The following is a 25,422-nucleotide window of genomic DNA, read 5'->3' as shown; positions in this document are numbered from 1 at the left end:
TAATGCGGCATCGTTGTGTGGGGTGCCGCCCATCCAAAGATTTGCGGAGTACGTCATGGCCATCGCCGTTCCCCTGAACGAGGGCGCCAGCCCCACCTTGAAGCAGAAGCTCAAGCGCGCCGAGCGGGTCAACCGCTGGAAGGCCCAGGCGTTGATTGCGCCGCTGGTGCTGTTTCTGTTGCTGGTGTTCCTGGTGCCGATCGTGGCGCTGCTCTATAAAAGCGTCGGCAACCCGGAAGTGGTCGGCGGCATGCCACGCACCGTGGGGGCCATCGCCAGTTGGGACGGCCGCGGCCTGCCGGCTGAACCGGTGTACAAAGCGGCCGGCGAAGACCTCGCCGAAGCCCGCAAAAACCAGACGCTGGGCGATCTGTCCAAGCGCTTGAACATGGAGTTGGCCGGCTATCGCAGCCTGCTGACCAAAACCGCCCGGGCGCTGCCCTTCGCCAGCGAACCGGCCTCCTATAAAGAAGCCCTCGAAGCGCTCGATGAGCGTTGGGGCGATCCGGCCTACTGGCAAGCGGTCAAACGCAACACCAGCAGCATCACGCCTTACTACCTGCTGGCGGCGGTGGATCACCGTATCGATGATCTCGGCGAACTGGCCCCGGCCACCCCGGATCAGGCGATCTACCTCGACATCTTCGCCCGCACGTTCTGGATGGGCCTGATCATCACCGTGATCTGTCTGTTCCTCGCCTATCCACTGGCCTACCTGCTGGCGAACCTGCCATCGCGGCAGAGCAACCTGCTGATGATTCTGGTGCTGTTGCCGTTCTGGACCTCGATTCTGGTGCGGGTCGCGGCGTGGATCGTGTTGCTGCAATCGGGTGGACTGATCAACAGCGCACTGATGGCGATGGGCATCATTGATAAGCCGCTGGAGCTGGTGTTCAACCGCACCGGGGTCTACATCTCGATGGTGCACATTCTGCTGCCGTTCATGATTCTGCCGATCTACAGCGTGATGAAAGGCATCTCGCCAACCTACATGCGCGCCGCCATCTCGCTGGGCTGTCATCCGTTCGCCAGTTTCTGGCGGGTGTATTTCCCGCAGACTTATGCCGGCGTCGGTGCCGGTTGCCTGTTGGTGTTCATCCTCGCCATCGGCTACTACATCACCCCGGCGCTGCTCGGCAGCCCGAACGATCAGATGGTCAGTTACTTCGTCGCGTTCTACACCAACACCAGCATCAACTGGGGCATGGCCACTGCACTGGGTGGCCTGTTGCTGCTGGCGACCGTGGTGCTTTATCTGATCTACAGCTGGCTGGTGGGCGCCAGTCGCCTGCGCCTGAGCTAAGGGGAATTTGAAATGCTGAGTCCTTACATGTCGCCCATCGAACGGGTGTGGTTCTACAGCTTGCGGATCCTCTGCGGCCTGATCCTGCTGTTCCTGATTCTGCCGGTGCTGGTCATCGTGCCGCTGTCGTTCAACTCGGGCAGTTTCCTGGTGTATCCGCTACAGGGCTTTTCCCTGCACTGGTATCAGGACTTCTTCGCCTCGGCGGAATGGATGCGTTCGCTGAAGAACAGCATCATCGTCGCCCCCGCGGCGACCGTGCTGGCGATGGTCTTCGGAACCCTGGCCGCGATCGGCCTGACCCGTGGCGACTTCCCCGGCAAGGCGCTGGTGATGGCGCTGGTGATTTCGCCGATGGTGGTGCCGGTGGTGATCATTGGTGTGGCGAGTTATCTGTTCTTCGCACCGCTGGGACTGGGCAACAGCTTCTTCTCGTTGATCGTGGTGCACGCGGTGCTCGGTGTGCCGTTCGTGATCATCACCGTGTCGGCGACGTTGCAGGGGTTCAACCACAATCTGGTGCGGGCGGCGGCCAGCCTTGGCGCTTCGCCATTGACCACGTTCCGTCGGGTGACCCTGCCGCTGATTGCGCCGGGGGTGATTTCCGGGGCGCTGTTCGCCTTTGCCACTTCGTTCGATGAAGTGGTGGTGACGCTGTTCCTCGCCGGCCCCGAGCAAGCGACCTTGCCACGGCAGATGTTCAGCGGCATTCGCGAGAACCTCAGCCCAACGATTGCGGCGGCGGCAACCTTGCTGATCGCCTTCTCCGTCATCCTGCTGTTAACCCTTGAATGGCTGCGCGGTCGTAGCGAGAAACTGCGTACCGCGCAGGTCTGACGCCCAGAACAAAAGCCACCCCCTCACCCCAGCCCTCTCCCCCAAGGGGGGGAGGGGGAAAGGGAGCAGATCTTCATGCTGTTCAGAATCTGAGTTCGACTCGGTATTGCACGTCGATGGACTTCGAGAGTGCAGCTCGGTCAGTCCCCTCTCCCTCTGGGAGAGGGTTAGGGTGAGGGGCTTTTGCTCTTGATTATTCACCAACTGAATACCAGACAACCCCAAACCCTCAGCTACGCTTGTGCTCAGCTCCCACATCTATAAGAGGCTGCGCACGATGAGTCTGTCCCAGTTCAAAATCGCTCACAAACTGATCACTGGCGCCGAGGCCATCGAGCAACTGGCCGCCGAACTCACCCGCCTCGATATCGACAACCCGCTGATCGTCACCGACGCCGCGCTGGTCAAGTCCGGTACCGTGGAGCTGGCGCTGTGCCAATTGGGCGGGCGCGAATACGAGATTTTTGACCGGGTGCTGCCGGACCCGGAAATCGCCATCGTCGAAGATTGCATGCGCGTGTATCGCGAAGGCGGGCATGACGGCTTGATCGGTCTCGGCGGCGGCAGTGCCATCGATATCGCCAAGAGTGTCGCCGCGTATGCCGGATACCACGGCGCGCTGGAAGACCTGTTCGGCGTCGATCAGGTGCCGCGCAAAGGCCCGCCGCTGATCGCCATCCCGACCACCGCCGGCACTGGCTCGGAAGTGACCAACGTTGCCATCCTCTCCGACAAGGTCGCGCAACTGAAGAAAGGCATCGTCAGCGATTATCTGTTGCCGGACGTGGCGCTGGTCAGTCCGCAGATGACCCTGACCTGTCCGCGCAGCGTCACTGCCGCCAGTGGCGTCGATGCGCTGGTGCATGCCATTGAATCCTATCTGTCGGTCAACGCTTCGCCGATCACCGATTCGCTGGCGCTCGGCGCAATCAGGTTGATTGCCAGGTCGCTGCCCAAGGCCTACGCCAATGGCAGCAATCTGCAGGCCCGGGAAGACATGGCCACCGCCAGCCTGATGGCGGGCATGGCGTTCGGTAATGCCGGGGTCGGCGCGGTGCATGCGTTGGCCTATCCGTTGGGTGGGCGTTTCAACATCGCCCATGGCGTCAGTAATGCCTTGTTGCTGCCGTATGTCATGACCTGGAACAAGATGGCCTGCGTCGAACGCATGCAGGATATCGCCGAGGCCATGGGGGTGAAGACCGCTCATCTGAGCGCCACCGAGGCGGCGGACAAAGCCGTGCAGGCCATGACCGAACTGTGCGCGGCGGTGGAAATTCCGGCCGGGCTGCGCAGTTTCGGTGTGCCGGAAGAGGCGATCCCGGCCATGGCCATGGAGGCCGCGGGAATCGAGCGTTTGATGCGCAACAACCCGCGCAAGCTCAGCGCTGCGGATATCGAGAAGATCTACCGAGCGGCGTACTGATCATCGCGGTCACGGTGCGCGCACGGAAACTTGAGGTATACAATGCGCGCCATCGTGATTTAGCTCAGAAAAGGTGCGTCATGCAGCCCTTCGTAATTGCTCCGTCGATTCTCTCCGCCGACTTCGCCCGCCTCGGCGAGGAAGTGGACAACGTTCTGGCCGCCGGTGCCGACTTCGTCCACTTCGATGTCATGGACAACCACTACGTGCCGAACCTGACCATCGGCCCGATGGTTTGCGCGGCACTGCGCAAGTACGGCATCACCGCGCCGATCGACGCGCACCTGATGGTCAGCCCGGTGGATCGCATCGTTGGCGACTTTATCGAGGCCGGCGCGACCTACATCACCTTCCACCCGGAAGCCACGCTGCACGTTGATCGTTCGTTGCAACTGATCCGTGAAGGCGGCTGCAAATCCGGTCTGGTGTTCAACCCGGCGACCCCGCTGGACGTGCTCAAGTACGTGATTGACAAGGTCGACATGGTCTTGCTGATGAGCGTCAACCCGGGCTTCGGCGGGCAGAAGTTCATTCCTGGCACCCTCGACAAACTGCGCGAAGCGCGGGCGATCATCGATGCTTCGGGCCGCGACATCCGTCTGGAAATCGACGGCGGCGTCAACGTCAACAACATCCGTGAAATCGCGGCCGCTGGTGCTGACACCTTTGTGGCCGGTTCGGCGATCTTCAATGCACCGAACTATCAGGAAGTCATCGACAAGATGCGTTCCGAACTGGCGCTGGCGCGCCCATGAGCGGTTTTGAGCAGCTGTTCCCGGGGCAACTGCCACGGTTGGTGATGTTCGATCTGGATGGCACGTTGATCGACTCGGTTCCCGACCTGGCGGCGGCGGTGGACACCATGCTGCTCTCCCTCGGCCGCAAGCCTGCCGGTATCGAGGCGGTACGCGACTGGGTCGGCAACGGCGCACCGGTGCTGGTGCGCCGGGCGCTGGCCGGTGGCATCGATCATTCGGCGGTGGATGACGTCGAGGCCGAGCACGCGCTGGAAGTATTCATGGAAGCCTATGGCGCGAGCCACGAGCTGACCGTGGTCTATCCCGGCGTGCGGGACACTCTCAAATGGCTGCACAAACAGGGCGTGGCCATGGCATTGATCACCAACAAGCCGGAGCGTTTTGTCGCGCCGTTGCTGGATCAGATGAAGATCGGCCGCTACTTCAAGTGGATCATCGGTGGCGACACCCTGCCGCAAAAGAAGCCTGACCCGGCGGCACTGTTCTTCGTGATGAAGATGGCCAATATTCCGGCCTCGCAATCGCTGTTCGTCGGCGATTCGCGCAGCGACGTGCTGGCGGCGAAAGCGGCGGGGGTCAAGTGCGTGGCGCTGAGCTACGGCTACAACCACGGTCGACCGATTGCCGAGGAATCCCCGGCACTGGTGATCGACGATCTGCGCAAGCTAATTCCCGGTTGCCTCGGTACAGCCGCTGAGATAACGTTGCCCGACGCTGCTCAATCCCATTCTGGAAACGCCATCGTGGTGGTCACCCGCAAACTCTGGATGAAAGTCATCAAGGCCCTGGCCCGCTGGCGTTGGCGCGCCTGACTGATGCCTGGCCGGCTTGCCGGCGCGTTTGCACACCTGACTGATTTGCCCCTCACACCACGAGGCACCCCATGATCCGCGAAGAATTCCTGCGCCTGGCCGCTGACGGCTACAACCGCATTCCGTTGGCCTGCGAAACCCTGGCCGACTTCGACACCCCGCTGTCGATCTACCTGAAACTGGCCGACCAGCCAAACTCCTACCTGCTCGAATCGGTGCAGGGTGGTGAGAAATGGGGCCGTTACTCGATCATCGGCCTGCCGTGCCGCACCGTGCTGCGGGTGCACGACCATCACGTGAGCATCACCGTCGATGGCGTCGAGACCGAAAGCCATGACGTCGAAGACCCGCTGGCTTTCGTCGAAATCTTCAAGGCCCGCTACAACGTGCCGACCATCGCCGGTCTGCCGCGTTTCAATGGGGGGCTGGTCGGCTACTTCGGTTACGACTGCGTGCGCTACGTGGAGAAGCGTCTGGGCAAATGCCCGAACCCGGATCCACTGGGCGTGCCGGACATTCTGCTGATGGTGTCCGATGCGGTAGTGGTGTTCGACAACCTCGCCGGCAAGATGCACGCGATTGTCCTCGCTGACCCGGCGCAAGCCGATGCTTACGAGCAAGGCCAGGCGCAATTGCAGGCACTGCTGGAGAAACTGCGCCAGCCGATCACCCCGCGCCGTGGCCTGGATTTTAGCAAGCAACAAGCGGCTGATCCGCTGTTCCGCTCCAGTTTCACCCAGAGCGACTACGAAAAAGCCGTCGACACCATCAAGGAATACATCCTCGCGGGCGATTGCATGCAGGTCGTGCCGTCGCAGCGCATGTCGATCGACTTCAAGGCGGCGCCGATCGATCTGTACCGCGCCCTGCGTTGCTTCAACCCGACGCCGTACATGTACTTCTTCAACTTCGGCGACTTCCACGTCGTCGGCAGTTCGCCGGAAGTGCTGGTGCGGGTCGAAGACAATTTGATCACCGTGCGTCCGATTGCCGGCACGCGGCCGCGTGGCGCCACCGAAGAAGCGGATCTGGCGCTGGAAGAAGACCTGCTGTCGGACGACAAGGAGATCGCCGAGCACTTGATGCTGATCGATCTGGGTCGTAACGACACTGGCCGGGTCTCGGAAATCGGTTCGGTGAAGCTCACCGAAAAAATGGTCATCGAGCGTTATTCCAACGTGATGCACATCGTCTCCAACGTCACCGGCCAATTGAAGGCCGGGCTGACCGCGATGGACGCGCTGCGGGCGATTCTGCCGGCGGGCACGTTGTCCGGTGCACCGAAGATCCGTGCGATGGAAATCATCGACGAGCTGGAACCGGTCAAGCGTGGCGTGTATGGCGGTGCGGTCGGTTACTTCGCCTGGAACGGCAACATGGACACCGCGATTGCGATTCGTACCGCAGTGATCAAGAACGGCGAACTGCACGTGCAGGCCGGTGGCGGCATCGTTGCCGACTCGGTGCCGGCGCTGGAATGGGAAGAAACCTTGAACAAGCGCCGCGCGATGTTCCGTGCCGTGGCATTGGCCGAGCAAACCCCGGGCGCCTGATCCACGCAAAACCCTGTAGGAGTGAGCCTGCTCGCGATTTTGGTCTGACATTCTCCTTAATGTTGACTGTTTCACCGCCATCGCGAGCAGGCTCACTCCTACATTTGATTGTGTTCAGCCATAAAAAAACGCGGCGCCTGTGAGGGCGCCGCGTTTTTTATGCCTGCGCTAACCCTGTAGGAGCTGGCGCAGCCTGCGATCTTTTGCCTTTGAGCCTCAGAAATCCAGGCTGACCCCGACGTTGACCCCCTGCTGGGTAAAGTCATCATCCTTGCGCACGTTGTAGCTGGCGCGCAACGCCAGATCCTGCGTGAGCTTGTGGCTCACGCCCAGGTTAAGGCGATTGAGGTTGGTTTGCGGCTCGTAGCCTTCAAGGGTGAAACGGTTGCCCGGCAGGCTGTTGAGGTTGATGGTCAGATCCTGGCGGTCGTCGTTGTACTCACGCTCGTGAGCGAATTCGCCGAACACTTCAGTCTGCGCGGTGATCTGGTACTTGCCCTGGATACCCACGCCCAGACGCCGCGAGTTGCGCGACTGGTCATCGAAGGTCAGCGCTGTAGAATCCGCGCCTTTTTCCGAGTAACCGTCCACTTCGGTCTTGCCAAAGTCGGCGCTGACGAACGGCGACAGGTGCCACGGGCTGCTGGCCTGCTGCGCGATGTCGTAGCCGAGGCGGCCGCTGATCGCCAGCACGTAACCGTCGGTATCGCCTTTCTCTCCGCGCTCGTTGACCCCAAGCTGGAATTTACGCTTGAGGCTGTCGTAGTCGAGTTTGCCCGCGGTCATCGCCAGATCGCCCCACCAGCGGTTTTGCTGATACTGGGCGAACGCGGTGCCCATGTAGGAGTTGAGTTTGTATTCCGAGTCGGCGTCGCCGGCTTCGAGTTTCTGGTTATAGAAACCTGCGGCCAAACCGACGCGCCAGGCTTCGTTGACGCGATAGCTGCCGCCGATGTTCAGGTTGTAGCCGTTGCCGTCGGCACTGGCGGCGCTGTGTTGGCCGTCGAAGTCCTGATGTTGACCGCCGCCGGCAACGATGGCGCGCCATTGGCCGACGGCTTGCCAGTTTTCCCAATCGGCCAGCCATTGATTGCGCAGTTCATCCTGATGCGCGCGCAACGAACCCTGGGCCATTTCCGGCAGCAGGGTCAGCTCCCAAGGGGCGGCCAGCAGCGAGTAGGCGTAGTCGGCAATCAAGCGCTGGCCGGCTTCGGTCGGGTGCACTGCGTCGTTGTAGATCAGCTTGGTCGGATCCGGCGTGGCGCTGTTGATGCCGTATCGGGCGTTCTCGGTGCAACTGTTGCCGCTGAAACAAGTGGCCGTCAGGTTCTGGTCGGTCGCGAGGCCGAACTGCGCCGGGTTGGCGAACGCTTCTTTGAGCAGCACCGGGATGTTCAGCGGGATGATTTCGGCGTTGATGCCCTGCAACTGCCTGACCAGCTCGGTGTTGAACTGGGCGCTGAGCTGCGAGGTGAAACCCTGCAGCGGCGAGCCGTTGATGGCTGGGGTCAGGCCGATGTCCGGCAGCAGCCAGACCATGATGTATTTGGCGCCGGCGCCTTGCAGCGTGCGGGCGCTGTCGGCCAGGCGATGGGCTGCGGCGCTGGCCTGATCGAGACTGAGTACGCGGCCTTGAAGGAAATCGTTGCCGCCCCCTGACAGGTAATACAGCGCGTTCGGGTCGGCACGGAAGCCGTTCGACGGCAGGTAACCGCTGCGGGTGCGTTCACCGGTGGCGGACTGGGTGGTGATCGAGTCGAGAATCTGGTCGGTACGGTAGCCGCCCACCGCCCAGTTGTTGCCATCGGCCAGACCTTCACCGGCGCGCACGGCCGAGGACGAGGAGGCGGTCTGGTCGGGGCTGAAACCCAGTTTGCCGCCGATGATCTGGGTGGCGTTGAGGTCACGGTTTTCTCCGGTGCCGTCCTTGTACAGCGGGCCGGTGCGGTTGGTATAGCGCTGCGTGGCGCCGGCCGGGCCGCCGCTGTCCTTGAAGGTCCCGGCATCGTTCAGGCTGTCGCCGAAGACGATGAAGTTCGAATAGGGCGCGGGTGCTGCGTACGCCTGGGCGCAAGCCATGGCGAGCAGGCAACCGGCGAGCGGTACAAACAACGTCTGTTTGATCATGAGCAAGTCCGTTTATTTATTGTTGTAGGTGAACGAAACGACAGTACCAAAAACTCCCGGCGTTTTGCCATCGGTCGCGAAGCCTCCCTTAGTTTTGTCCCCCGTCAGCCCCGCCATATTGCACGCTCCGTCCAGCTAAGTTACTGTGCCGGAACGTATGAACGAGACCTTCCCCGTGTTGATCGTCAGCAAACTTCTGGATCAAGTCATCAAGGCACACGCCCGTTGGCGTTGGCGCGCCTGAATCTTTTCTGCCGGCCCGGCCGGATCTGTATCGCTTTGCCTTCCTTGCCCGTTTGAAATGCCGCTGTGCCGACGCCACCTGCGCGTCCGACATCGTGCAGCGCCCTGCGGGCAAGTCATTCGAAGGCTGTCTTCAAGTCAGAATTCAAGAGGTTCGAAACGCCATGTTGCTGATGATCGACAACTACGACTCCTTTACTTACAACGTTGTGCAGTACCTGGGCGAGTTGGGTGCCGAGGTCAAAGTCGTGCGCAACGACGAACTGACCGTCGCCGAAATCGAAGCGCTCAACCCCGAGCGCATCGTGGTCTCGCCAGGCCCGTGCACGCCGACCGAAGCCGGCATTTCCATCGAAGCCATCAAGCATTTCGCCGGCAAACTGCCGATCCTCGGCGTCTGCCTCGGCCATCAATCGATTGGCCAAGCGTTCGGCGGCGATGTCGTGCGTGCCCGTCAGGTGATGCACGGTAAGACTAGCCCGGTATTCCATGAGGACAAGGGCGTTTTCGCCGGTCTGAATCATCCGCTGACGGTTACCCGCTACCACTCGCTGATCGTCAAGCACGATACTTTGCCCGAGTGCCTTGAGCTGATCGCGTGGACGCAGCACGATGATGGTTCAGTCGACGAAATCATGGGCCTGCGGCACAAGACCCTGAACATTGAGGGCGTGCAGTTCCATCCTGAATCGATCCTGACTGAGCAGGGCCATGAACTGTTTGCCAACTTCCTCAAACAAACCGGCGGCACGCGCTAAGGACTTCCCATGAATATCAAGACAGCCCTGAGCCGTATCGTCGAACACCTCGACCTCAGCACCGAAGAAATGCGCGACGTGATGCGCGAAATCATGACCGGTCAATGCACCGAGGCGCAGATCGGCGCATTCATGATGGCCATGCGCATGAAGAGCGAGAGCATCGATGAAATCGTCGGCGCCGTTTCGGTGATGCGTGAGCTGGCCGATCAGGTCGAACTCAAGACCCTCGACGGTGTGGTCGACGTGGTCGGTACCGGCGGTGACGGTGCGAACATCTTCAACGTGTCGACGGCGTCCGCGTTTGTCGTCGCGGCAGCCGGTTGTACCGTGGCCAAGCACGGCAACCGCGCGGTATCGGGCAAGAGCGGCAGCGCCGACTTGCTCGAAGCAGCCGGCATCTACTTGAACCTGACGCCGGTACAGGTCGCCCGTTGCATCGACAACGTCGGCATCGGTTTCATGTTTGCCCAGACTCATCACAAAGCCATGAAGTACGCCGCTGGCCCGCGTCGCGATCTCGGCCTGCGTACGCTGTTCAACATGCTCGGCCCGCTTACGAATCCGGCCGGTGTCAAACATCAGGTGGTGGGCGTGTTTACCCCTGCGCTGTGCCGGCCGTTGGCCGAAGTCTTGCAGCGCCTGGGCAGCAAGCACGTACTGGTGGTGCATTCGAAGGACGGTCTGGACGAGTTCAGTCTTGCCGCGCCGACTTTTGTGGCTGAGCTGAAGAACAACGAAATCACCGAATATTGGGTCGAGCCGGAAGATCTGGGCATGAAGAGCCAGAGCCTGCACGGCCTCTCGGTCGAAGGCCCGGAAGCGTCGTTGGCGTTGATCCGCGATGCGCTGGGCAAGCGCAAGACCGAGAACGGCCAGAAAGCTGCCGAAATGATTGTGCTCAATGCCGGTGCGGCGCTGTATGCCGCTGACCTGGCGACCAGTCTCAAAGAAGGCGTGGCGCTTGCGCACGACGCACTGCACACCGGTCTTGCTCGGGAAAAACTCGAGGAGTTGGGTGCCTTTACCGCGGTATTCAAAGTGGAGAATGAGGGATGAGTGTACCGACGGTTCTGGAAAACATTCTGGCGCGCAAAGTCCAGGAAGTCGCCGAGCGCAGCGCTCGCGTCAGCCTGAGCGAGCTGGAAAGTCTGGCCAAGGCGGCCGATGCACCCCGTGGTTTTGCCCAGGCATTGCTGGCGCAGGCCAAGAAGAAGCAGCCGGCGGTCATCGCTGAAATCAAGAAAGCTTCGCCGAGCAAGGGCGTGATCCGCGAGAACTTCGTGCCTGCCGACATCGCCAAGAGCTACGAGAAGGGCGGGGCGACCTGTCTTTCCGTGCTGACCGACATCGACTACTTCCAGGGCGCCGATGCCTACCTGCAACAGGCCCGCGCCGCGTGCAAATTGCCGGTGATCCGCAAGGACTTCATGATCGATCCGTACCAGATCGTCGAAGCCCGCGCGCTGGGCGCCGACTGCGTGCTGTTGATCGTCTCCGCATTGGACGACGTGAAAATGGCCGAGCTGGCCTCGGTCGCCAAAGACGTCGGTCTCGACGTGCTGGTGGAAGTGCATGACGGCGATGAGCTGGAACGCGCACTGAAAACCCTCGACACGCCGCTGGTCGGGGTCAACAACCGCAACCTGCACACTTTCGATGTCAGCCTGGAAACCACCCTCGACCTGCTGCCGCGTATTCCGCGCGATCGTCTGGTGATCACCGAGAGCGGCATTCTCAACCGAGCCGATGTCGAGCTGATGGAAATCAGCGACGTTTATGCGTTCCTGGTGGGCGAAGCGTTCATGCGCGCGGAAAGCCCGGGCACCGAACTGCAGCGCCTGTTCTTCCCGGAGCGTGGCGTTCCGGTCAGCGGTTCGACCCTCGACTGATCTGCTTCAGACCGAGTCGCCCCTTTCGCGAGCAGGCTCGCTCCCACAGGAAATGTATTCTTGATGTGGGAGCGAGCCTGCTCGCGAAGGGGTCATAAGATTCACTACAGACTGCTCGTCTAACGGATTTCTTTATGACTCCAGTTTGCCTCCCCATCGAAGCAGGCCTGCAAGCCGAACAAGACTTGCTCGCTTCCGTCTGCGCCGGCGACGCCGAATTCGGCCTGCTGTTCTGGCAACCCAGCGATCGCGCCTTGGTCATGCCGCGCCGCCTCAATCGTCTGCCCGGTTTCGAGCATGCCTGCGAAGTCTCCGCCGCTGCCGGATGGCCTGTCTTGCTGCGGGAAACCGGCGGTGAACCGGTCCCGCAATCCGCTTCAACCATCAACATCGCCTTGGTCTACGCCCCGCCCCGCAGCGAGGGGGATATTAATCGCATCGAAACCGGCTACCGGCGGCTGTGCGATCCGATCTGTGAGTTGCTGGATGAGTTGGGCGGTGTGTCGTCGTTGGGCGAAATCGACGGCGCGTTCTGCGACGGTCGTTTCAACGTCAATCTCGACGGCCGCAAGATGGTCGGCACCGCTCAACGCTGGCGCCAGAGTCAGGGCGGTCAACGTCCGGTGGGCCTGGTGCACGGGGCGATGCTGATGGATAACGAGCGCGAGTCGATGGTTGCAGCGGTCAATCGCTTCAACGAGGCTTGTGGTCTGGAGCAGCGAGTGCGGGCCAAAAGCCACATCGCCCTGCATGAGAAGTTTGTCGCGCCAACGGCTTTGGCGCGTCTGGATGAGCTGTTTCGTCTGATGCTGGCGCAGGTCTACAGCGCCTGATTTTACGAGCTTAGCGCGTGCCGAAGACCACCATGGTCTTGCCTTTCACATCGACCAGGTTGCGTTCTTCAAGATCCTTGAGCACGCGACCGACCATCTCCCGCGAACAACCGACAATCCGGCCGATTTCCTGACGGGTCACCTTGATCTGCATGCCGTCCGGGTGGGTCATCGCGTCGGGCTGCTTACACAGCTCCAGCAGGCAGCGGGCCACGCGACCGGTAACGTCGAAGAACGCCAGGTCGCCGACCTTGCGCGTGGTATTGCGCAGACGTTGGGCGATTTGTCCGCTGAGGACGTAAAGAATGTCTGGATCCTGCTGCGACAGTTCGCGGAACTTCACGTAGCTGATTTCGGCGATTTCGCATTCGACCTTGGCCCGCACCCATGCGCTGCGTTGCTGTTCCTGGCCTGCCTGTTCGAACAGACCCAGCTCGCCGAAGAAGTCCCCGGCGTTGAGGTAGGCGATGATCATTTCGCGGCCGTCGTCATCTTCGATCAAGATGGTGACCGAACCTTTGATGATGAAGTACAGCGTGTCCGAGCGATCGCCGGCGCAGATGATGTTGCTCTTGGCCGCATGGCGACGGCGCTGGCAATGCATCAACAGCTTGTCGAGGTTCTTGATTTTGGGTGTGGGGGTAATAGCAACCATGGTTGTATCCCGAAAAGACTGCACGGTGATGTTTGATTTTTTTATGAGGCGCTGAAGGCGGTCGCTACACAGGCTGACAATTGGCGCCAGCGAATTGGCGCCAGCTTACCAGACACTTCGTCGAAAATTCGAGAAATTACCTACGCAGCTGAGGCATCCGTCCTAGGAACGCCGGGCGCTGCCAGAGCAAAGGCCTGTGCTAAGCTGGCGACCCTTTTTTCTACAGTGGAGTCTTGGCGATGAAGGCACGCATCCAATGGGCTGGCGAAGCCATGTTCCTCGGCGAATCCGGTAGCGGTCATGTCGTGGTCATGGATGGTCCGCCGGACGCCGGTGGTCGTAATCTGGGTGTTCGCCCGATGGAAATGCTCCTGCTGGGCGTTGGCGGTTGCAGCAACTTCGACGTGGTCAGCATCCTGAAGAAGTCGCGTCAGGCGGTTGAAAGCTGCGAAGCGTTCCTCGAAGCCGAGCGCGCGACCGAAGATCCGAAGGTGTTCACCAAGATCCACATGCACTTCGTGGTCAAGGGCCGTGGCCTGAAAGAAGCCCAGGTCAAGCGCGCCATCGAACTGTCTGCCGAGAAGTATTGCTCGGCCTCGATCATGCTCGGCGCGGCCGGCGTGGCGATCACTCACGATTATGAAATCGTCGAGCTCGGTTGAATCGACATTCAACTATCATAAAAGCAGTGCAGACTCTGGCGATCCCTCGCTGACGTCTGCATAATGCGCCACTTTTTTCAGGGCAGTGATCGGTCAACCGACGGATCGTCCGCCTGAACAGATAACCAAAATCGCCATCGCGAAGAGGTGTTAACCGTCCTACGCAGGTGCGTTGTTCGCACTTGACGGGCATGCTTGATCACGCGGCTGCGCCGCATACATAGAGAGTTTTTAACGGTGAAAAGCAAACTCAAGCTCCACGGGTTCAATAACCTGACAAAGACCTTGAGCTTCAACATCTATGACATCTGCTACGCGGAAACCCCGCAAGACCAGCAGGCTTACGTCGAGTACATCAATCAAGAGTACAACGCCGAACGCCTGACGCAGATCCTCACGGAAGTTGTCGAAATCATTGGTGCCAACATTCTGAACATCGCGAGTCAGAACTATGAGCCTCAGGGTGCCAGCGTCACGATTCTGATCTCGGAAGAGCCGGTGACCCCGACTGACAGCCAGATCGAAGAGTCCCCGGGTCCATTGCCCGAAATCATCCTTGCCCACCTCGACAAGAGTCACATCACGGTGCATACCTATCCGGAAATCCATCCGGACGCCGGTATTGCGACGTTCCGTGTGGACATTGATGTGTCGACCTGTGGTGTCATTTCACCGCTTAAAGCGCTCAACTTCCTCATTCACCAGTTCGATTCGGACATCGTGACTGTGGACTACCGTGTGCGCGGCTTCACCCGTGACGTTGAAGGCAACAAGCACTTCATCGACCACGAGATCAACTCGATCCAGAACTACCTTTCCGAAGACACTCGCGACGCGTACCAGATGACCGACGTGAACGTGTACCAGGAAAACCTGTTCCACACCAAAATGCTGCTGAAGAACTTCGAACTGGATAACTACCTGTTCGGCGACGCCACCAGCAACCTGTCCTCCGAGCAGCGTGCTCAGGTGACCGAGCGTGTGAAACACGAAATGCTGGAAATCTTCTACGCGCGCAACATGCCGGCGTAAGATTCCCGGGCACAAAAAAGGCGACTACCGTGCGGTAGTCGCCTTTTTTATTACCGAAACAGAACCCTGTGGGAGCGAGCTTGCTCGCGAAGGGGCCCTGCCAGACAACACTGAAGTCAGATCCTGTAGGTACTCTTGGTCATCACCTTCGCCAACAGACTCATCCCGAACTTCACCGGCGCCGGAAAGCGGAAACCACCCGCATCCAGTGCACTCTCCGCATGATGCTCTTCATCAGTGCGCATCTGCTCCAGAATCGCCCGGGATTTCTCGTCCTCGGCCGGCAATTGCTCAAGGTGTTCATTCAGATGCTTGCACACCTGATGCTCGGTAGCCGCGACGAAACCAAGGCTGACCTTGTCGCTGATCAGACCGGCCACGGCGCCAATGCCGAACGACATCCCGTAGAACAGCGGATTGAGCACGCTGGTGTGACTGCCCAGCTGATGGATGCGCTGTTCGCACCACACCAGGTGATCGATTTCTTCTTCGGCGGCGTGCTCCATGGCAGCACGCACCTGCGGCAACTTGGCGGTCAGCGCCTGCCCCTGATACAGCGCCTGGGCGCAGACTTCACCGGTGTGGTTGATGCGCATCAGGCCGGCGACGTGGCGGGTGTCTTCATCGCTCATCTGCACATCCGGCTGCACGATGGCAGGCGACGGACGGTACGGCTGGCCGCTGAAAGGCAGCAGGGTACGCATCGCGGCATCGGCTTGCAGCAGAAGACGGTCAATCGGCGAGTAGTGACGTTGGGTAGTCATGCTGACCTCCGGGAAAAATCTCGACCGCCAGTTTAACCGAATCGGCCGGGGAAGGTTTGCGCTGGGTCATTTGCCGCTGTGTTGCGCTTGATTTGCTGTATGTAGGAGTTGCCGAAGGCTGCGATCTTCTTTTCTTGCTTCTGATGCTCGAAGATCAAAAGATCGCAGCCTTCGGCAGCTCCTGCACAGGTTTGCTGAATATCAGCCCGGCGGCCAGTTCATCTGGCGCTGACCGAGTACGTGCATATGAATGTGATAGACGGTCTGCCCACCTTTTTCATTGCAGTTCATCACCACCCGGAAGCCTTCCTCGCAGCCCAGCTCCAGCGCCAGACGCTGGGCCGTGAACAGGATGTGCCCGGCCAGTGCCTTGTCGTCTTCGGTCAGGTCGTTGAGGGTACGCACCGGTTTCTTCGGGATCACCAGAAAATGCACCGGTGCCTGAGGGGCGATGTCGTGGAACGCCAGAACCTGGTCGTCCTCGTAAATGATATTGGCCGGGATCTCCCGGTTGATGATCTTGGTGAACAGAGTATCCACTGCTGTTTTCTCCGTTGTGGGGGCTGGCCTGAGTGTACGCATGGGAAATGACCCCGCCCAGTGTTTTGCCGTAGGACAGTTCAGCGCGGGCAGTAAGCCTTGTTGACCATGCCGACGATGGTGCGATTGAGCCAGCGCGAGCCGAGGCGTGGCAGGAAGGCCAGCCAGCGGTTGCGTCGTCCCGGAATGATGATGGCGCGGTTTTTCTCCAGTGCACGCACGGTGTACAGCGCGACTTCCTCGGGACTCATCAGCAGTTTGCTGTCCTTGAGTTTGTCGCTGTTGAGCTGCGCGGTGCGGAAGAATGCGGTGCGGGTCGGGCCGGGGCAAAGTACCGAGACTTTGACCGCGCTCTGTTTCAGTTCAACCCGCAGCGCTTCGGAGAAGTGCAATACGTAAGCCTTGCTGGCGTAGTAAGTGCTCATCCACGGGCCGGGATTGAACGCCGCCACCGAGGCGACGTTGAGAATCTGTCCGCCGCCCTGTAGCGCCATGCTGTTGCCAATGGCGTGGCACAGGCGAGTGAGGGCGAGGATGTTGACTTCGATCAGGTCCTGCTCGGTCATCCAGTCCTGGGCGAGGAACGGGCCGCAGGTGCCGATGCCGGCGCAATTGACCAGCAGATCGATCTGTCGGTCGCCTTCTTCCAGTTCCAGCAGGAAGCCGGACAAGCGCAATGGCTCGCCCAGGTCGCAGGCGCGGAACAACACCTCCACGCCAAAGCGCTGGGTCAGTTCGATCGCGATACTTTCCAGCTGATCACGCTGGCGGGCCACCAGAATCAGGCTGCGACCGCGCCGGGCCAGCGCTTCGGCCATGGCCAGGCCGATGCCGCTGGAGGCGCCGGTGATCAGAGCGTAACGGGTCATGCAATTCTCCATCGCAACAGCTCCGCGCCAGCGACGCAGGTGTCACGGCGGGGAGCGTTGTTCATTCTTTCGCAGAGTCTACAGGGGCCGGGAGCGCTTCGGCTGCATCGTCCACGGAATTCGCCGGTTCAGTCTCGACCTCGACTTCATCAGTGGTGACCGAGCCGCTTTCGTAGCTGCTCTCAAGGTTGCTTTCGTATTCCTGCTGGATCGCCGAGATACCGCCGAGCATGCCGCCGGCAAATACCAGGGCGAAGAACACGATCCACAACGAGCACAGCACTTTGACCGCGGTGCTGTTGGGTGGCGGTGGCGGGCCGTAACGGTTGGCGCCGGTGTTGCCCGGCACGACCATGATCACCAGCGGGAAGAAGCTGCCCACGAACGGCACCAGGTTCAGCAGCCAGAGCCAGCCGGACCAGCCGATATCATGCAGGCGCTGTACGCTGAACAGAATGCTGACAATGATGAAGCCGAGGAACAGGAAGAACGCGAATATCCCGCCAATGATCAGGCCGGTGGTGGAGTCGCCACTGACCAGTCCGAGAGCGAGCAGGGCGAATATGCCCACGATCGGCAGGGTCACCAGGCTCAGTACCATCGTCCAGGCGAGAAACCGCAGGCGACCGATCCGGCCTTCGACGCTGAAGGGCTTGAGCACTAAGAATGCTGGCAGGTTTTCGCCGACGTTGGCCCGAGGTGGCGCATAGGGTGATGCGGGTTCGTTGAAAGTCGCCGGTTGTTCATGCACGTCCGACAGACTCAGTTCGATCGCCGTTTCGCTTTCGATCCGGGCATCGATCCCGGTCTTGCTCAGTGCTTGCAGATAAGTCTGCGCATCGCTGTGGGTCAGGTCGCGTTTGAGGGCGACGGTGCTGCCGTTGAACAGGCGCTCGATGGCGGCAACATCGCTTTTGAACAGGGCCGCCAGATTGAGCTTGGCGGTGGTGAGATCGACACCGGGCTGTAGAGCACCGTCGAAAACGATCTTGTAGCGAGGTTCGCTCATGGCCGAGGCATCCTTGTCGCGAATCGATTGAAGGTCAGCAAGTGTAAGGCCAGTCGGTCGATCACTGGCCTGATTTTTCTCAGCGTGGCCAGCGTTTTGGCAACTGCGCCGCGCGTTCCAGCGCCTGACGATATTCCGCGTCGAGCCGGGCGATCAACTGGTCGACGCTCGGCAGGTCGTCAATCTGGCCTACGCCCTGGCCGGCCGACCACACAGTCTTCCAAGCCTTGGCTTCGTCGTTGATCGGTTTGAGCTTGTCACCGAAATTGACCTCGCCCTTGCCCTGCAGCGCGGCCATGTCGAAACCCGCCGCCTCCAGGCTCTGGCGCATGAAGCTGGCCGGTACGCCAGAGACTGCAGGAGTATGAATGATGTCCGCCGCCTTGGCCGTCAGCAGCATGTCCTTATAGGCGTCAGGCGCATGACTTTCGGTGGTGCCGATAAATCGCGTACCGAAGTAGGCCAGATCCGCGCCGAGCAGCTGTGCGGCCAGGATCTCATGGCCGTGGTTCAGACATCCTGCAAGCAGCAGGGTTTTATCGAAGAACTCGCGGATTTCGGCGATCAGCGCAAACGGGCTCCAGGTGCCGGCATGGCCCCCGGCGCCCGCGGCAACGGCGATCAGACCGTCGACTCCGGCTTCGGCGGCTTTCTCGGCATGCCGGCGCGTGGTCACGTCGTGGAACACCAGGCCGCCATAGCTGTGCACGGCATCGACCAGTTCCTTCACCGCACCGAGGCTGGTGATGACAATCGGCACCTTGTGCTCGACGCAGATATTCAGATCCGCCTGCAGGCGCGGGTTGCTGTTGTGCACGATCAGATTCACTGCATACGGTGCCGGGTTGTCCAATGTCGCCAGGCCCGCTTCAATCTCCTCCAGCCAGGCCTTGAAGCCGCTGCTTTCACGCTGGTTCAGCGCCGGGAAACTGCCAACCACGCCGTTACGGCAGCAGGCGAGCACCAGCTCCGGGTTGGAGATCAGGAACATCGGCGCAGCCACTACCGGCAAGCGCAGACGTTGTTCGAGCAGAGCGGGCAACGACATTGGAAATCCCCCGAGGCGTGATGCCTGTTATGAAATTAGAACGGCTTGACCACGACCAGAATTACGATAGCCAGCAATATCAGAACCGGCACTTCATTGAACCAGCGATAAAAGACATGGCTGCGGGTGTTCTCGCCACGGGCAAAGCGTTTTACCTGCGCGCCGCACATGTGGTGGTAGCCGATCAGCAAGACCACCAGGGTCAGCTTGGCGTGAATCCAGCCGCCCATGCTGAAGATGCCCGGATTGAGGTAGATCAGCCAGCCGCCGAAAATCAGCGTTGCGATCATCGCGGGGCCCATGATGCCGCGATACAGTTTGCGCTCCATGATGCTGAAGCGTTCCTTGCTGATCGCATCTTCACTTTGCGCGTGATAAACGAACAGTCGTGGCAGATAGAACAGGCCGGCAAACCAGCAGACGACGCTGACGATGTGAAACGCTTTGATCCACAGATAGAGCATTTTAGTTATTCCCAGGTTCACGGTAGCCGGGATAGTAGAGGCTTGAGCGTCCGCACGTCACCTTGATGGTTGTCGCAGGGGCGCGCGGCCCCTATTATCGACGGCTTTCCAGTGGGTTCGTTGAGGGCAGGTTTATGGTCAAGGTCGGTATCGTCGGCGGCACGGGTTACACCGGTGTCGAACTGCTGCGTCTGTTGGCACAGCATCCGCAGGCAGAAGTGGTGGTGATCACTTCCCGATCCGAGGCCGGTCTGGCCGTGGCTGACATGTACCCGAACCTGCGCGGTCACTACGACGGTCTGGCGTTCAGCGTGCCGGACATCAAAACCCTGGGTGCTTGCGACGTTGTGTTCTTCGCCACCCCGCACGGCGTTGCCCATGCGTTGGCCGGTGAACTGCTGGCTGCGGGCACCAAGGTCATCGACCTGTCCGCGGACTTCCGGTTGCAGGACGCTGAAGAATGGGCCAAATGGTACGGCCAGCCACACGGTGCGCCGGCGTTGCTGGACGAAGCAGTCTACGGTCTGCCGGAAGTCAATCGTGAGCAGATCAGGAAGGCACGTCTCATCGCCGTGCCGGGCTGCTATCCAACCGCTACGCAGTTGGGTTTCCTGCCGCTGCTTGAAGCGGGTCTGGCTGACACTGCGCGTCTGATCGCCGACTGCAAATCCGGCGTCAGCGGTGCTGGTCGCGGTGCTTCTGTAGGCTCGCTGTATTCCGAAACGTCGGAAAGCATGAAGGCTTATGCGGTGAAAGGTCACCGCCATCTGCCGGAAATTCGCCAGGGTCTACGCCGTGCTGCGGGTAAGGACGTTGGCCTGACGTTCGTGCCGCACCTGACGCCGATGATTCGTGGCATTCATTCCACGCTCTACGCGACCGTGGTCGATCGTTCGGTGGATCTGCAGGCACTGTTTGAAAAACGTTATGCCAATGAGCCGTTCGTCGACGTGATGCCAGCCGGCAGCCATCCGGAAACCCGCAGCGTGCGTGGCGCCAACGTCTGCCGCATCGCTGTTCACCGCCCGCAGGACGGTGATCTGGTGGTGGTCCTGTCGGTGATCGACAACCTGGTCAAAGGCGCGTCGGGTCAGGCAGTGCAGAACATGAACATCCTGTTCGGCCTGGATGAGCGCTTCGGCCTGTCCCACGCCGGTATGCTGCCGTAACAATTTCGGCGGTGCAGCGAAAAGGCCCGTCAAGCGGGCCTTTTTGCATTCTGGGCAGTTGGTCGGGTTTATTGATATACCGTAACAATAGTTGACCGATTTTCTAGGACAAGCGGATAATGCGCGTCATCACGCATTATGGCGGCGTAACGCCGGGAGATAGTCAGCATGAGCGTCGAATCCTTCACCCCCACGGCTTTGCAATTCACTCAAGGTGCTGCGCACAAGGTGAAGAGCCTGGTCGATGAAGAGGGGAATGATCGCTTGAAGCTGCGCGTATTCGTTACGGGCGGCGGTTGTTCAGGGTTTCAGTACGGCTTCACCTTCGATGAGGATGTGGCCGAGGACGACACCATCGTCGAGCGCGAAGGCGTGAGCCTGGTGGTGGATCCGATGAGCTTCCAGTACCTGGCGGGTGCCGAAGTGGACTATCAGGAAGGTCTGGAAGGTTCGCGCTTCGTGATCAAGAACCCGAACGCTACCACGACCTGTGGTTGCGGCTCTTCGTTCTCGATCTGATCGCACCTCGCGGCACACAATAAAACGCCGCAGAGCCTTCCGGTTCTGCGGCGTTTTTTGTTGCTGGCGTTTTATTCAGTTGGGATAGATGGCGCCGAGTACCCGAAGGCCTTTGGCACCGGTGACGCTCGGGCGATTGGAGGCAATGCCTTCGAGGCAGCAATGGGCCAGCCAGGCGAAGGCCATTGCCTCGACCCAGTCCGGATCGACGCCGTGAGTGGCGGTGCTGGCGACGGTAGCGTTAGGCAGCAGGTCGGCAAGACGTTTCATCAGCGTAGCGTTGTGAGCGCCGCCGCCGCAGACCAACATTTCCCGCGTATCGGATTGAGCGCTCTGCAGCGACTCGACGATGGTCTGCGCCGTCAGTTCGAGCAGCGTTGCCTGAACGTTTTCAGCAGCGAAGCTCGGCAAGCTTGAGAGGTGGTGCTCCAGCCACGGCAGGTTGAACACTTCCCGGCCAGTGCTCTTCGGGCCTTTGGTGGCGAAGAACGGGTCGCCGAGCAGAGCTTTCAGCAAGACTGGCTCGACCGTGCCGGTGGCTGCCCACTGGCCGTTGCGATCATAGTTCTCGCCGCGTTGCTGATGAATCCAGGCATCCATCAGCACATTCCCAGGGCCGCAGTCGAAACCGGCTACAGGCCTGGTCGTCTCTATCAGACTGAGATTGCTGAAACCGCCGACATTCAGGACTGCACGGTTACCGTTACGCTCTTCGAACAAAGCCTCATGGAAGGCTGGTACCAGCGGGGCACCCTGACCGCCAGCAGCCACGTCGCGGCTGCGGAAGTCGCTGACCACGGTGATGCCGGTCAGCTCGGTCAGTAGTGCGGGATTGCCGATTTGCACTGTGAAGCCACGAGCGGGCTCATGGCGAATGGTCTGGCCATGGCTGCCGATTGCACAAATGGCCTCAGGCTTTAGTTGCTGCTGATCGAGGAGGGTATGGATGCCCTGTGCAGCGAGTTTGACCCAGTGCTGCTGGGCGATCGCCGAGCGGGCAATCTCGTCGGGGCCGCTGGCGCACAAGCCAAGCAGCTCGACGCGCAGGTTTTCAGGCATGGGGATGTAATACGTGGCGATCAGTTTGATCGCCGAGGTCTGCTCGATCAGGGCGATGTCCAGCCCATCGAGACTGGTGCCGGACATCACGCCGATATAAAGAGCCATGGCTTAGCGCTTGCTCGAAGCCAGCATGGTGGCCTTCTCTTGATCCATGCGCGACATCAACGGCTGGCTCTGCGCGAGGAAACGTGCGCGCTCGGACTTGGCGATCGGATCCGCCATCGGCAGCTTTTGGCCCAGTGGGTCGACGTGAACGCCGTTGACCTGGAACTCATAGTGCAAGTGCGGTCCAGTGGACAGGCCGGTGGTACCAATGTAACCGATCACTTGACCCTGCTTGACGCTGCCACCGGTTTTCACGCCTTTGGCAAAGCCTTGCATGTGGCCATACAGCGTGCGGTAGGTGTTGCCGTGCTGGATGATCACCGTGTTGCCGTAGCCACCGCGGCGACCGGCCAACAACACTTTGCCGTCGCCGGCAGCCTTGATCGGCGTACCGCGTGGCGCTGCGTAATCGACGCCTTTGTGAGCGCGGATTTTGTTGAGGATCGGATGTTTGCGGCCCATGGAGAACTTGGAGCTGATGCGAGCGAAGTCCACCGGCGTACGGATGAACGCTTTGCGCATGCTGTTGCCATCAGCAGTGTAGTAGCTGCTGTTGCCTTGTTTGTTGGTGTAACGCACGGCGGTGTAGGTTTTGCCGCGGTTGGTGAAGCGCGCAGACAGAATCGGGCCGGTGCCAACGGCCTTGCCGTTGACCACTTTCTGCTCGTAGATCACGTCGAATTCGTCACCTTGGCGGATGTCTTGAGCGAAGTCGACGTCGTAGCCGAAGACGCTAGCCATATCCATGGTCAGGCTGTGGGACAGGCCTGCGCGGGCAGCGGATTGTGACAGGGAGCTATTGATCACGCCGTGCACGTAAGCCGTGCGAACGGTCGGCTTGGCTGTAATGCGGTTGAATGCGTAGCCCTTGTCATTCTTGGTCAGGGTAATGGTTTCGACATCGCTGATCTTGCTGTGCAGGCTCGTCAGTTGGCCTTCCGGGTTCAGTTCGAACTCGAGCTTCTGGCCGTGCTTGAGCTGGCTGAATTGTTTGGCTTGTTTGTCGCTGGCCAGCACCTCGTGCACAGCAGCGGCTGGCAGACCGACTTTCTCGAACAGTGTAGAGAGCGTATCGCCCTTGGAAACGACAACTTCGCGGTGCCCCGGGGCTTTTGGTTTCTCGGCAACAGGAGCGGGCGCCGGTGCGGCTTCAGCGGTTTTCGTAGTGTCTTCGGTGCTGTTTTCGATCTGGGCGAAAGGTGAGGCTGCTGGCTCATTTGTGGCTTGAACCGCGTCAGCAGCGTCTTGATCTTGTGTCAGTTGTTCAGCAGGACTTTCCAGTTCAAGGCTCAGGGTCGTCTTTTTGGCTTCAACATCACTGGAAGGAAATACCAGGAGCGCCAAGCTGAGAAGGGCGGCGATTCCACTTGCGGCGAGCAGGTGGGTCTTCGGGTAAAGCGGTGGCGCTTTAGACGGTTCAGTGGTCATAAGTAATTTTGACTTTGAAAAAAGATGAATTGGAAAAGATGAATGACATGATGAAGATGAAATAACTGTATAAAATATAACCAAATCATCCCCGAAGCAAGTCTACAGACACCCTGTCTGCAGATTGGTGTCCGTGCGCCGGGCAAAACTTGTAATTGGTGCACGATCTTGTATGGTTGGTTCCCTTTGAATCTGAGCCTTGCGGGTCTGTTATGAAGTCGGTTGAAGAGCAGCTAGCGCTGATTAAACGTGGTGCGGAAGAACTGTTGGTCGAGTCCGAGCTGATCGAGAAGCTCAAGCGCGGCCAGCCGCTGCGTATCAAGGCTGGTTTCGATCCAACCGCCCCGGATCTGCACTTGGGTCACACCGTGCTTATTAATAAGCTGCGCCAGTTCCAGGAGTTGGGGCATCAGGTGATCTTCCTTATTGGTGACTTCACCGGGATGATCGGTGATCCAAGCGGCAAGAGTGCCACTCGTCCTCCTTTGACTCGCGAGCAGGTTCTCGAAAACGCTGAAACGTACAAGACTCAGGTGTTCAAGATTCTTGATCCGGCGAAAACTGAAGTTGCGTTCAACTCCACCTGGATGGATCAGATGGGGCCGGCGGACTTCATTCGTCTGACTTCGCAATACACTGTTGCTCGCATGCTTGAACGTGATGACTTCGACAAGCGTTACACCACCAATCAGCCGATCGCTATTCATGAGTTCCTCTATCCACTGGTTCAGGGGTATGACTCGGTTGCTCTGCGCGCGGATGTCGAGTTGGGTGGTACCGATCAGAAGTTCAACTTGCTGATGGGGCGTGAGCTGCAGCGTGGTTATGGTCAGGAGGCTCAGTGCATTCTGACCATGCCGTTGCTTGAAGGTCTGGATGGCGTGAAGAAGATGTCCAAGTCGTTGGGCAATTACGTCGGTATTCAGGAAGCGCCAGGTGTCATGTACGGCAAGCTGGTTTCGATTCCGGATGCGTTGATGTGGCGTTACTTTGAGCTGCTCAGCTTCCGTTCGATGGATGAGATCAATGCCTTCCGCGCAGATGTAGAAGCAGGGGCTAACCCGCGCGACATCAAGATCAAGCTGGCGGAAGAGATTGTTGCGCGCTTCCATGGTGAGGAGGCTGCGGCCAATGCTCATCGCGCTGCGGGTAATCGTATGAAGGATGGCGAGTTGCCGGATGATCTGCCAGAGATTGAGCTGGCTTCTGCTGAGGATATGCCGATTGCGGCTGTCCTTAATAAGGCAGGCTTGGTGAAGAACTCGGCAGCGGCGCGTGATCTGTTGGCTTCTGGCGGTGTGCGTGTGGATGGTGAGGTGGTTGATCGCTCCTTTATATATGTACTGGGCGCGACGCACGTTTGCCAGGCGGGCAAGAAGGCATTTGCACGTATTACGCTGAAAGCTGAATAATTTTGAAATAAGGGTTGACGGCGAATTTTAGAAGTCTATAATTCGCCCCACTTCCGGCGCAGTCGAAACGGAAAACTCATTGAGATTCAACGAGTTACGAAGTTTTCGGCAGCGGCTTGCTTCAGTTCATCGAAGCTTGGAA

General features: G+C 59.7%; 25 protein-coding genes. 15 read left to right on the top strand and 10 right to left on the bottom strand.

Annotated features, from left to right (window positions below; genetic code table 11):
• The first annotated feature begins 55 nt into the window (after positions 1 to 55).
• From JN524_RS23960 to trpE, 6 genes are all read left to right on the top strand, one after another.
• The gene (locus JN524_RS23960) at positions 56 to 1,303 is read left to right on the top strand and encodes an ABC transporter permease (protein ID WP_202370942.1); all 1,248 of its coding nucleotides are present in this window, start codon (positions 56 to 58) and stop codon (positions 1,301 to 1,303) included.
• A 12-nt stretch (positions 1,304 to 1,315) separates the two neighbouring features.
• Complete coding sequence (locus JN524_RS23955) at positions 1,316 to 2,140, top strand: ABC transporter permease (protein ID WP_041070101.1); 825 nt, start codon at positions 1,316 to 1,318, stop codon at positions 2,138 to 2,140.
• 277 nt (positions 2,141 to 2,417) lie between these two features.
• Complete coding sequence (locus JN524_RS23950) at positions 2,418 to 3,566, top strand: iron-containing alcohol dehydrogenase (RefSeq protein ID WP_202370941.1); 1,149 nt, start codon at positions 2,418 to 2,420, stop codon at positions 3,564 to 3,566.
• A gap of 80 nt (positions 3,567 to 3,646) precedes the next feature.
• Entirely contained in the window at positions 3,647 to 4,321 is a 675-nt protein-coding gene (gene rpe, locus JN524_RS23945) for a ribulose-phosphate 3-epimerase (RefSeq protein ID WP_003228808.1), read from the top strand.
• The gene (locus tag JN524_RS23940; protein WP_202370940.1) at positions 4,318 to 5,136 is read left to right on the top strand and encodes a phosphoglycolate phosphatase; all 819 of its coding nucleotides are present in this window, start codon (positions 4,318 to 4,320) and stop codon (positions 5,134 to 5,136) included. The genes rpe and JN524_RS23940 overlap by 4 nt, the downstream gene beginning before the upstream one ends.
• Positions 5,137 to 5,207: 71 nt before the next feature.
• Positions 5,208 to 6,689, top strand: a complete 1,482-nt coding sequence (gene trpE, locus JN524_RS23935; RefSeq protein WP_202370939.1) for an anthranilate synthase component I — start codon at positions 5,208 to 5,210, stop codon at positions 6,687 to 6,689.
• Positions 6,690 to 6,905: 216 nt separating this feature from the next.
• Here trpE and estP read toward each other — a convergent pair whose 3' ends face one another.
• Positions 6,906 to 8,816 (bottom strand): esterase EstP, encoded by a 1,911-nt coding sequence (estP, locus tag JN524_RS23930; RefSeq protein ID WP_202370938.1) that lies wholly within the window; start codon positions 8,814 to 8,816, stop codon positions 6,906 to 6,908.
• A 407-nt stretch (positions 8,817 to 9,223) separates the two neighbouring features.
• Here estP and JN524_RS23925 point away from each other — a divergent pair, with 407 nt between their 5' ends.
• From JN524_RS23925 to JN524_RS23910, 4 genes are all read left to right on the top strand, one after another.
• Positions 9,224 to 9,817 carry an aminodeoxychorismate/anthranilate synthase component II gene (locus JN524_RS23925; protein WP_202370937.1) on the top strand — a complete coding sequence of 198 codons (594 nt, stop codon included), beginning with the start codon at positions 9,224 to 9,226 and terminating at the stop codon, positions 9,815 to 9,817.
• 9 nt (positions 9,818 to 9,826) lie between these two features.
• Positions 9,827 to 10,876 carry an anthranilate phosphoribosyltransferase gene (trpD, locus tag JN524_RS23920; protein WP_003228800.1) on the top strand — a complete coding sequence of 350 codons (1,050 nt, stop codon included), beginning with the start codon at positions 9,827 to 9,829 and terminating at the stop codon, positions 10,874 to 10,876.
• Positions 10,873 to 11,709 carry an indole-3-glycerol phosphate synthase TrpC gene (trpC, locus tag JN524_RS23915; protein ID WP_096796642.1) on the top strand — a complete coding sequence of 279 codons (837 nt, stop codon included), beginning with the start codon at positions 10,873 to 10,875 and terminating at the stop codon, positions 11,707 to 11,709. The genes trpD and trpC overlap by 4 nt, the downstream gene beginning before the upstream one ends.
• A 134-nt stretch (positions 11,710 to 11,843) precedes the next feature.
• On the top strand, positions 11,844 to 12,542 hold the full coding sequence (locus JN524_RS23910; RefSeq protein ID WP_202370936.1) for a lipoate--protein ligase family protein: 699 nt from the start codon (positions 11,844 to 11,846) through the stop codon (positions 12,540 to 12,542).
• A gap of 10 nt (positions 12,543 to 12,552) precedes the next feature.
• Here JN524_RS23910 and crp read toward each other — a convergent pair whose 3' ends face one another.
• Entirely contained in the window at positions 12,553 to 13,197 is a 645-nt protein-coding gene (crp, locus tag JN524_RS23905; protein ID WP_007966430.1) for a cAMP-activated global transcriptional regulator CRP, read from the bottom strand.
• A gap of 239 nt (positions 13,198 to 13,436) precedes the next feature.
• Between crp and JN524_RS23900 the strand changes: the two genes are divergently transcribed.
• Positions 13,437 to 13,859 (top strand): OsmC family protein, encoded by a 423-nt coding sequence (locus tag JN524_RS23900; RefSeq protein ID WP_003228794.1) that lies wholly within the window; start codon positions 13,437 to 13,439, stop codon positions 13,857 to 13,859.
• 237 nt (positions 13,860 to 14,096) lie between these two features.
• The gene (gene speD / locus JN524_RS23895; RefSeq protein ID WP_027610737.1) at positions 14,097 to 14,891 is read left to right on the top strand and encodes an adenosylmethionine decarboxylase; all 795 of its coding nucleotides are present in this window, start codon (positions 14,097 to 14,099) and stop codon (positions 14,889 to 14,891) included.
• 116 nt (positions 14,892 to 15,007) lie between these two features.
• Here speD and coq7 read toward each other — a convergent pair whose 3' ends face one another.
• The 6 genes from coq7 to hemJ all read right to left on the bottom strand — a co-directional run bounded on the left by coq7 (position 15,008) and on the right by hemJ (position 19,585).
• Positions 15,008 to 15,655, bottom strand: coding sequence for a 2-polyprenyl-3-methyl-6-methoxy-1,4-benzoquinone monooxygenase (coq7, locus tag JN524_RS23890; protein WP_202370935.1), 648 nt, complete (start codon positions 15,653 to 15,655; stop codon positions 15,008 to 15,010).
• Positions 15,656 to 15,856: 201 nt separating this feature from the next.
• Positions 15,857 to 16,195: a histidine triad nucleotide-binding protein gene (locus JN524_RS23885; protein WP_122594836.1), complete on the bottom strand. Its 339-nt coding sequence runs from the start codon at positions 16,193 to 16,195 to the stop codon at positions 15,857 to 15,859.
• Positions 16,196 to 16,275: 80 nt separating this feature from the next.
• Positions 16,276 to 17,064, bottom strand: coding sequence for an SDR family NAD(P)-dependent oxidoreductase (locus JN524_RS23880; RefSeq protein ID WP_027610739.1), 789 nt, complete (start codon positions 17,062 to 17,064; stop codon positions 16,276 to 16,278).
• 61 nt (positions 17,065 to 17,125) lie between these two features.
• The gene (locus JN524_RS23875) at positions 17,126 to 18,073 is read right to left on the bottom strand and encodes a DUF805 domain-containing protein (RefSeq protein ID WP_202370934.1); all 948 of its coding nucleotides are present in this window, start codon (positions 18,071 to 18,073) and stop codon (positions 17,126 to 17,128) included.
• A 79-nt stretch (positions 18,074 to 18,152) separates the two neighbouring features.
• Entirely contained in the window at positions 18,153 to 19,121 is a 969-nt protein-coding gene (locus JN524_RS23870) for an NAD(P)H-dependent flavin oxidoreductase (RefSeq protein WP_047296944.1), read from the bottom strand.
• A 35-nt stretch (positions 19,122 to 19,156) separates the two neighbouring features.
• On the bottom strand, positions 19,157 to 19,585 hold the full coding sequence (gene hemJ, locus JN524_RS23865; RefSeq protein WP_202370933.1) for a protoporphyrinogen oxidase HemJ: 429 nt from the start codon (positions 19,583 to 19,585) through the stop codon (positions 19,157 to 19,159).
• Between the two features lie 134 nt (positions 19,586 to 19,719).
• Between hemJ and argC the strand changes: the two genes are divergently transcribed.
• Positions 19,720 to 20,754: an N-acetyl-gamma-glutamyl-phosphate reductase gene (argC, locus tag JN524_RS23860; protein ID WP_202370932.1), complete on the top strand. Its 1,035-nt coding sequence runs from the start codon at positions 19,720 to 19,722 to the stop codon at positions 20,752 to 20,754.
• Positions 20,755 to 20,922: 168 nt separating this feature from the next.
• Positions 20,923 to 21,273: an iron-sulfur cluster insertion protein ErpA gene (gene erpA, locus JN524_RS23855; protein WP_003228776.1), complete on the top strand. Its 351-nt coding sequence runs from the start codon at positions 20,923 to 20,925 to the stop codon at positions 21,271 to 21,273.
• Between the two features lie 75 nt (positions 21,274 to 21,348).
• On the opposite strand, the gene JN524_RS23850 is transcribed toward erpA, so the two are convergent.
• Together JN524_RS23850 and JN524_RS23845 are read right to left on the bottom strand one after the other, a co-directional pair.
• Entirely contained in the window at positions 21,349 to 22,440 is a 1,092-nt protein-coding gene (locus JN524_RS23850) for an anhydro-N-acetylmuramic acid kinase (RefSeq protein WP_202370931.1), read from the bottom strand.
• Positions 22,441 to 22,443: 3 nt separating this feature from the next.
• On the bottom strand, positions 22,444 to 23,868 hold the full coding sequence (locus tag JN524_RS23845) for a peptidoglycan DD-metalloendopeptidase family protein (protein WP_202370930.1): 1,425 nt from the start codon (positions 23,866 to 23,868) through the stop codon (positions 22,444 to 22,446).
• 212 nt (positions 23,869 to 24,080) lie between these two features.
• Here JN524_RS23845 and tyrS point away from each other — a divergent pair, with 212 nt between their 5' ends.
• Positions 24,081 to 25,280: a tyrosine--tRNA ligase gene (gene tyrS, locus JN524_RS23840; protein ID WP_096796636.1), complete on the top strand. Its 1,200-nt coding sequence runs from the start codon at positions 24,081 to 24,083 to the stop codon at positions 25,278 to 25,280.
• Positions 25,281 to 25,422: the final 142 nt, after the last annotated feature.

Source organism: Pseudomonas sp. MWU318 (assembly GCF_016756945.1).
Lineage (GTDB): Bacteria > Pseudomonadota > Gammaproteobacteria > Pseudomonadales > Pseudomonadaceae > Aquipseudomonas > Aquipseudomonas putida_A.
Note: the sequence above shows the minus strand (reverse complement) of the source record. Positions and strands in the feature narration are given on the sequence as shown.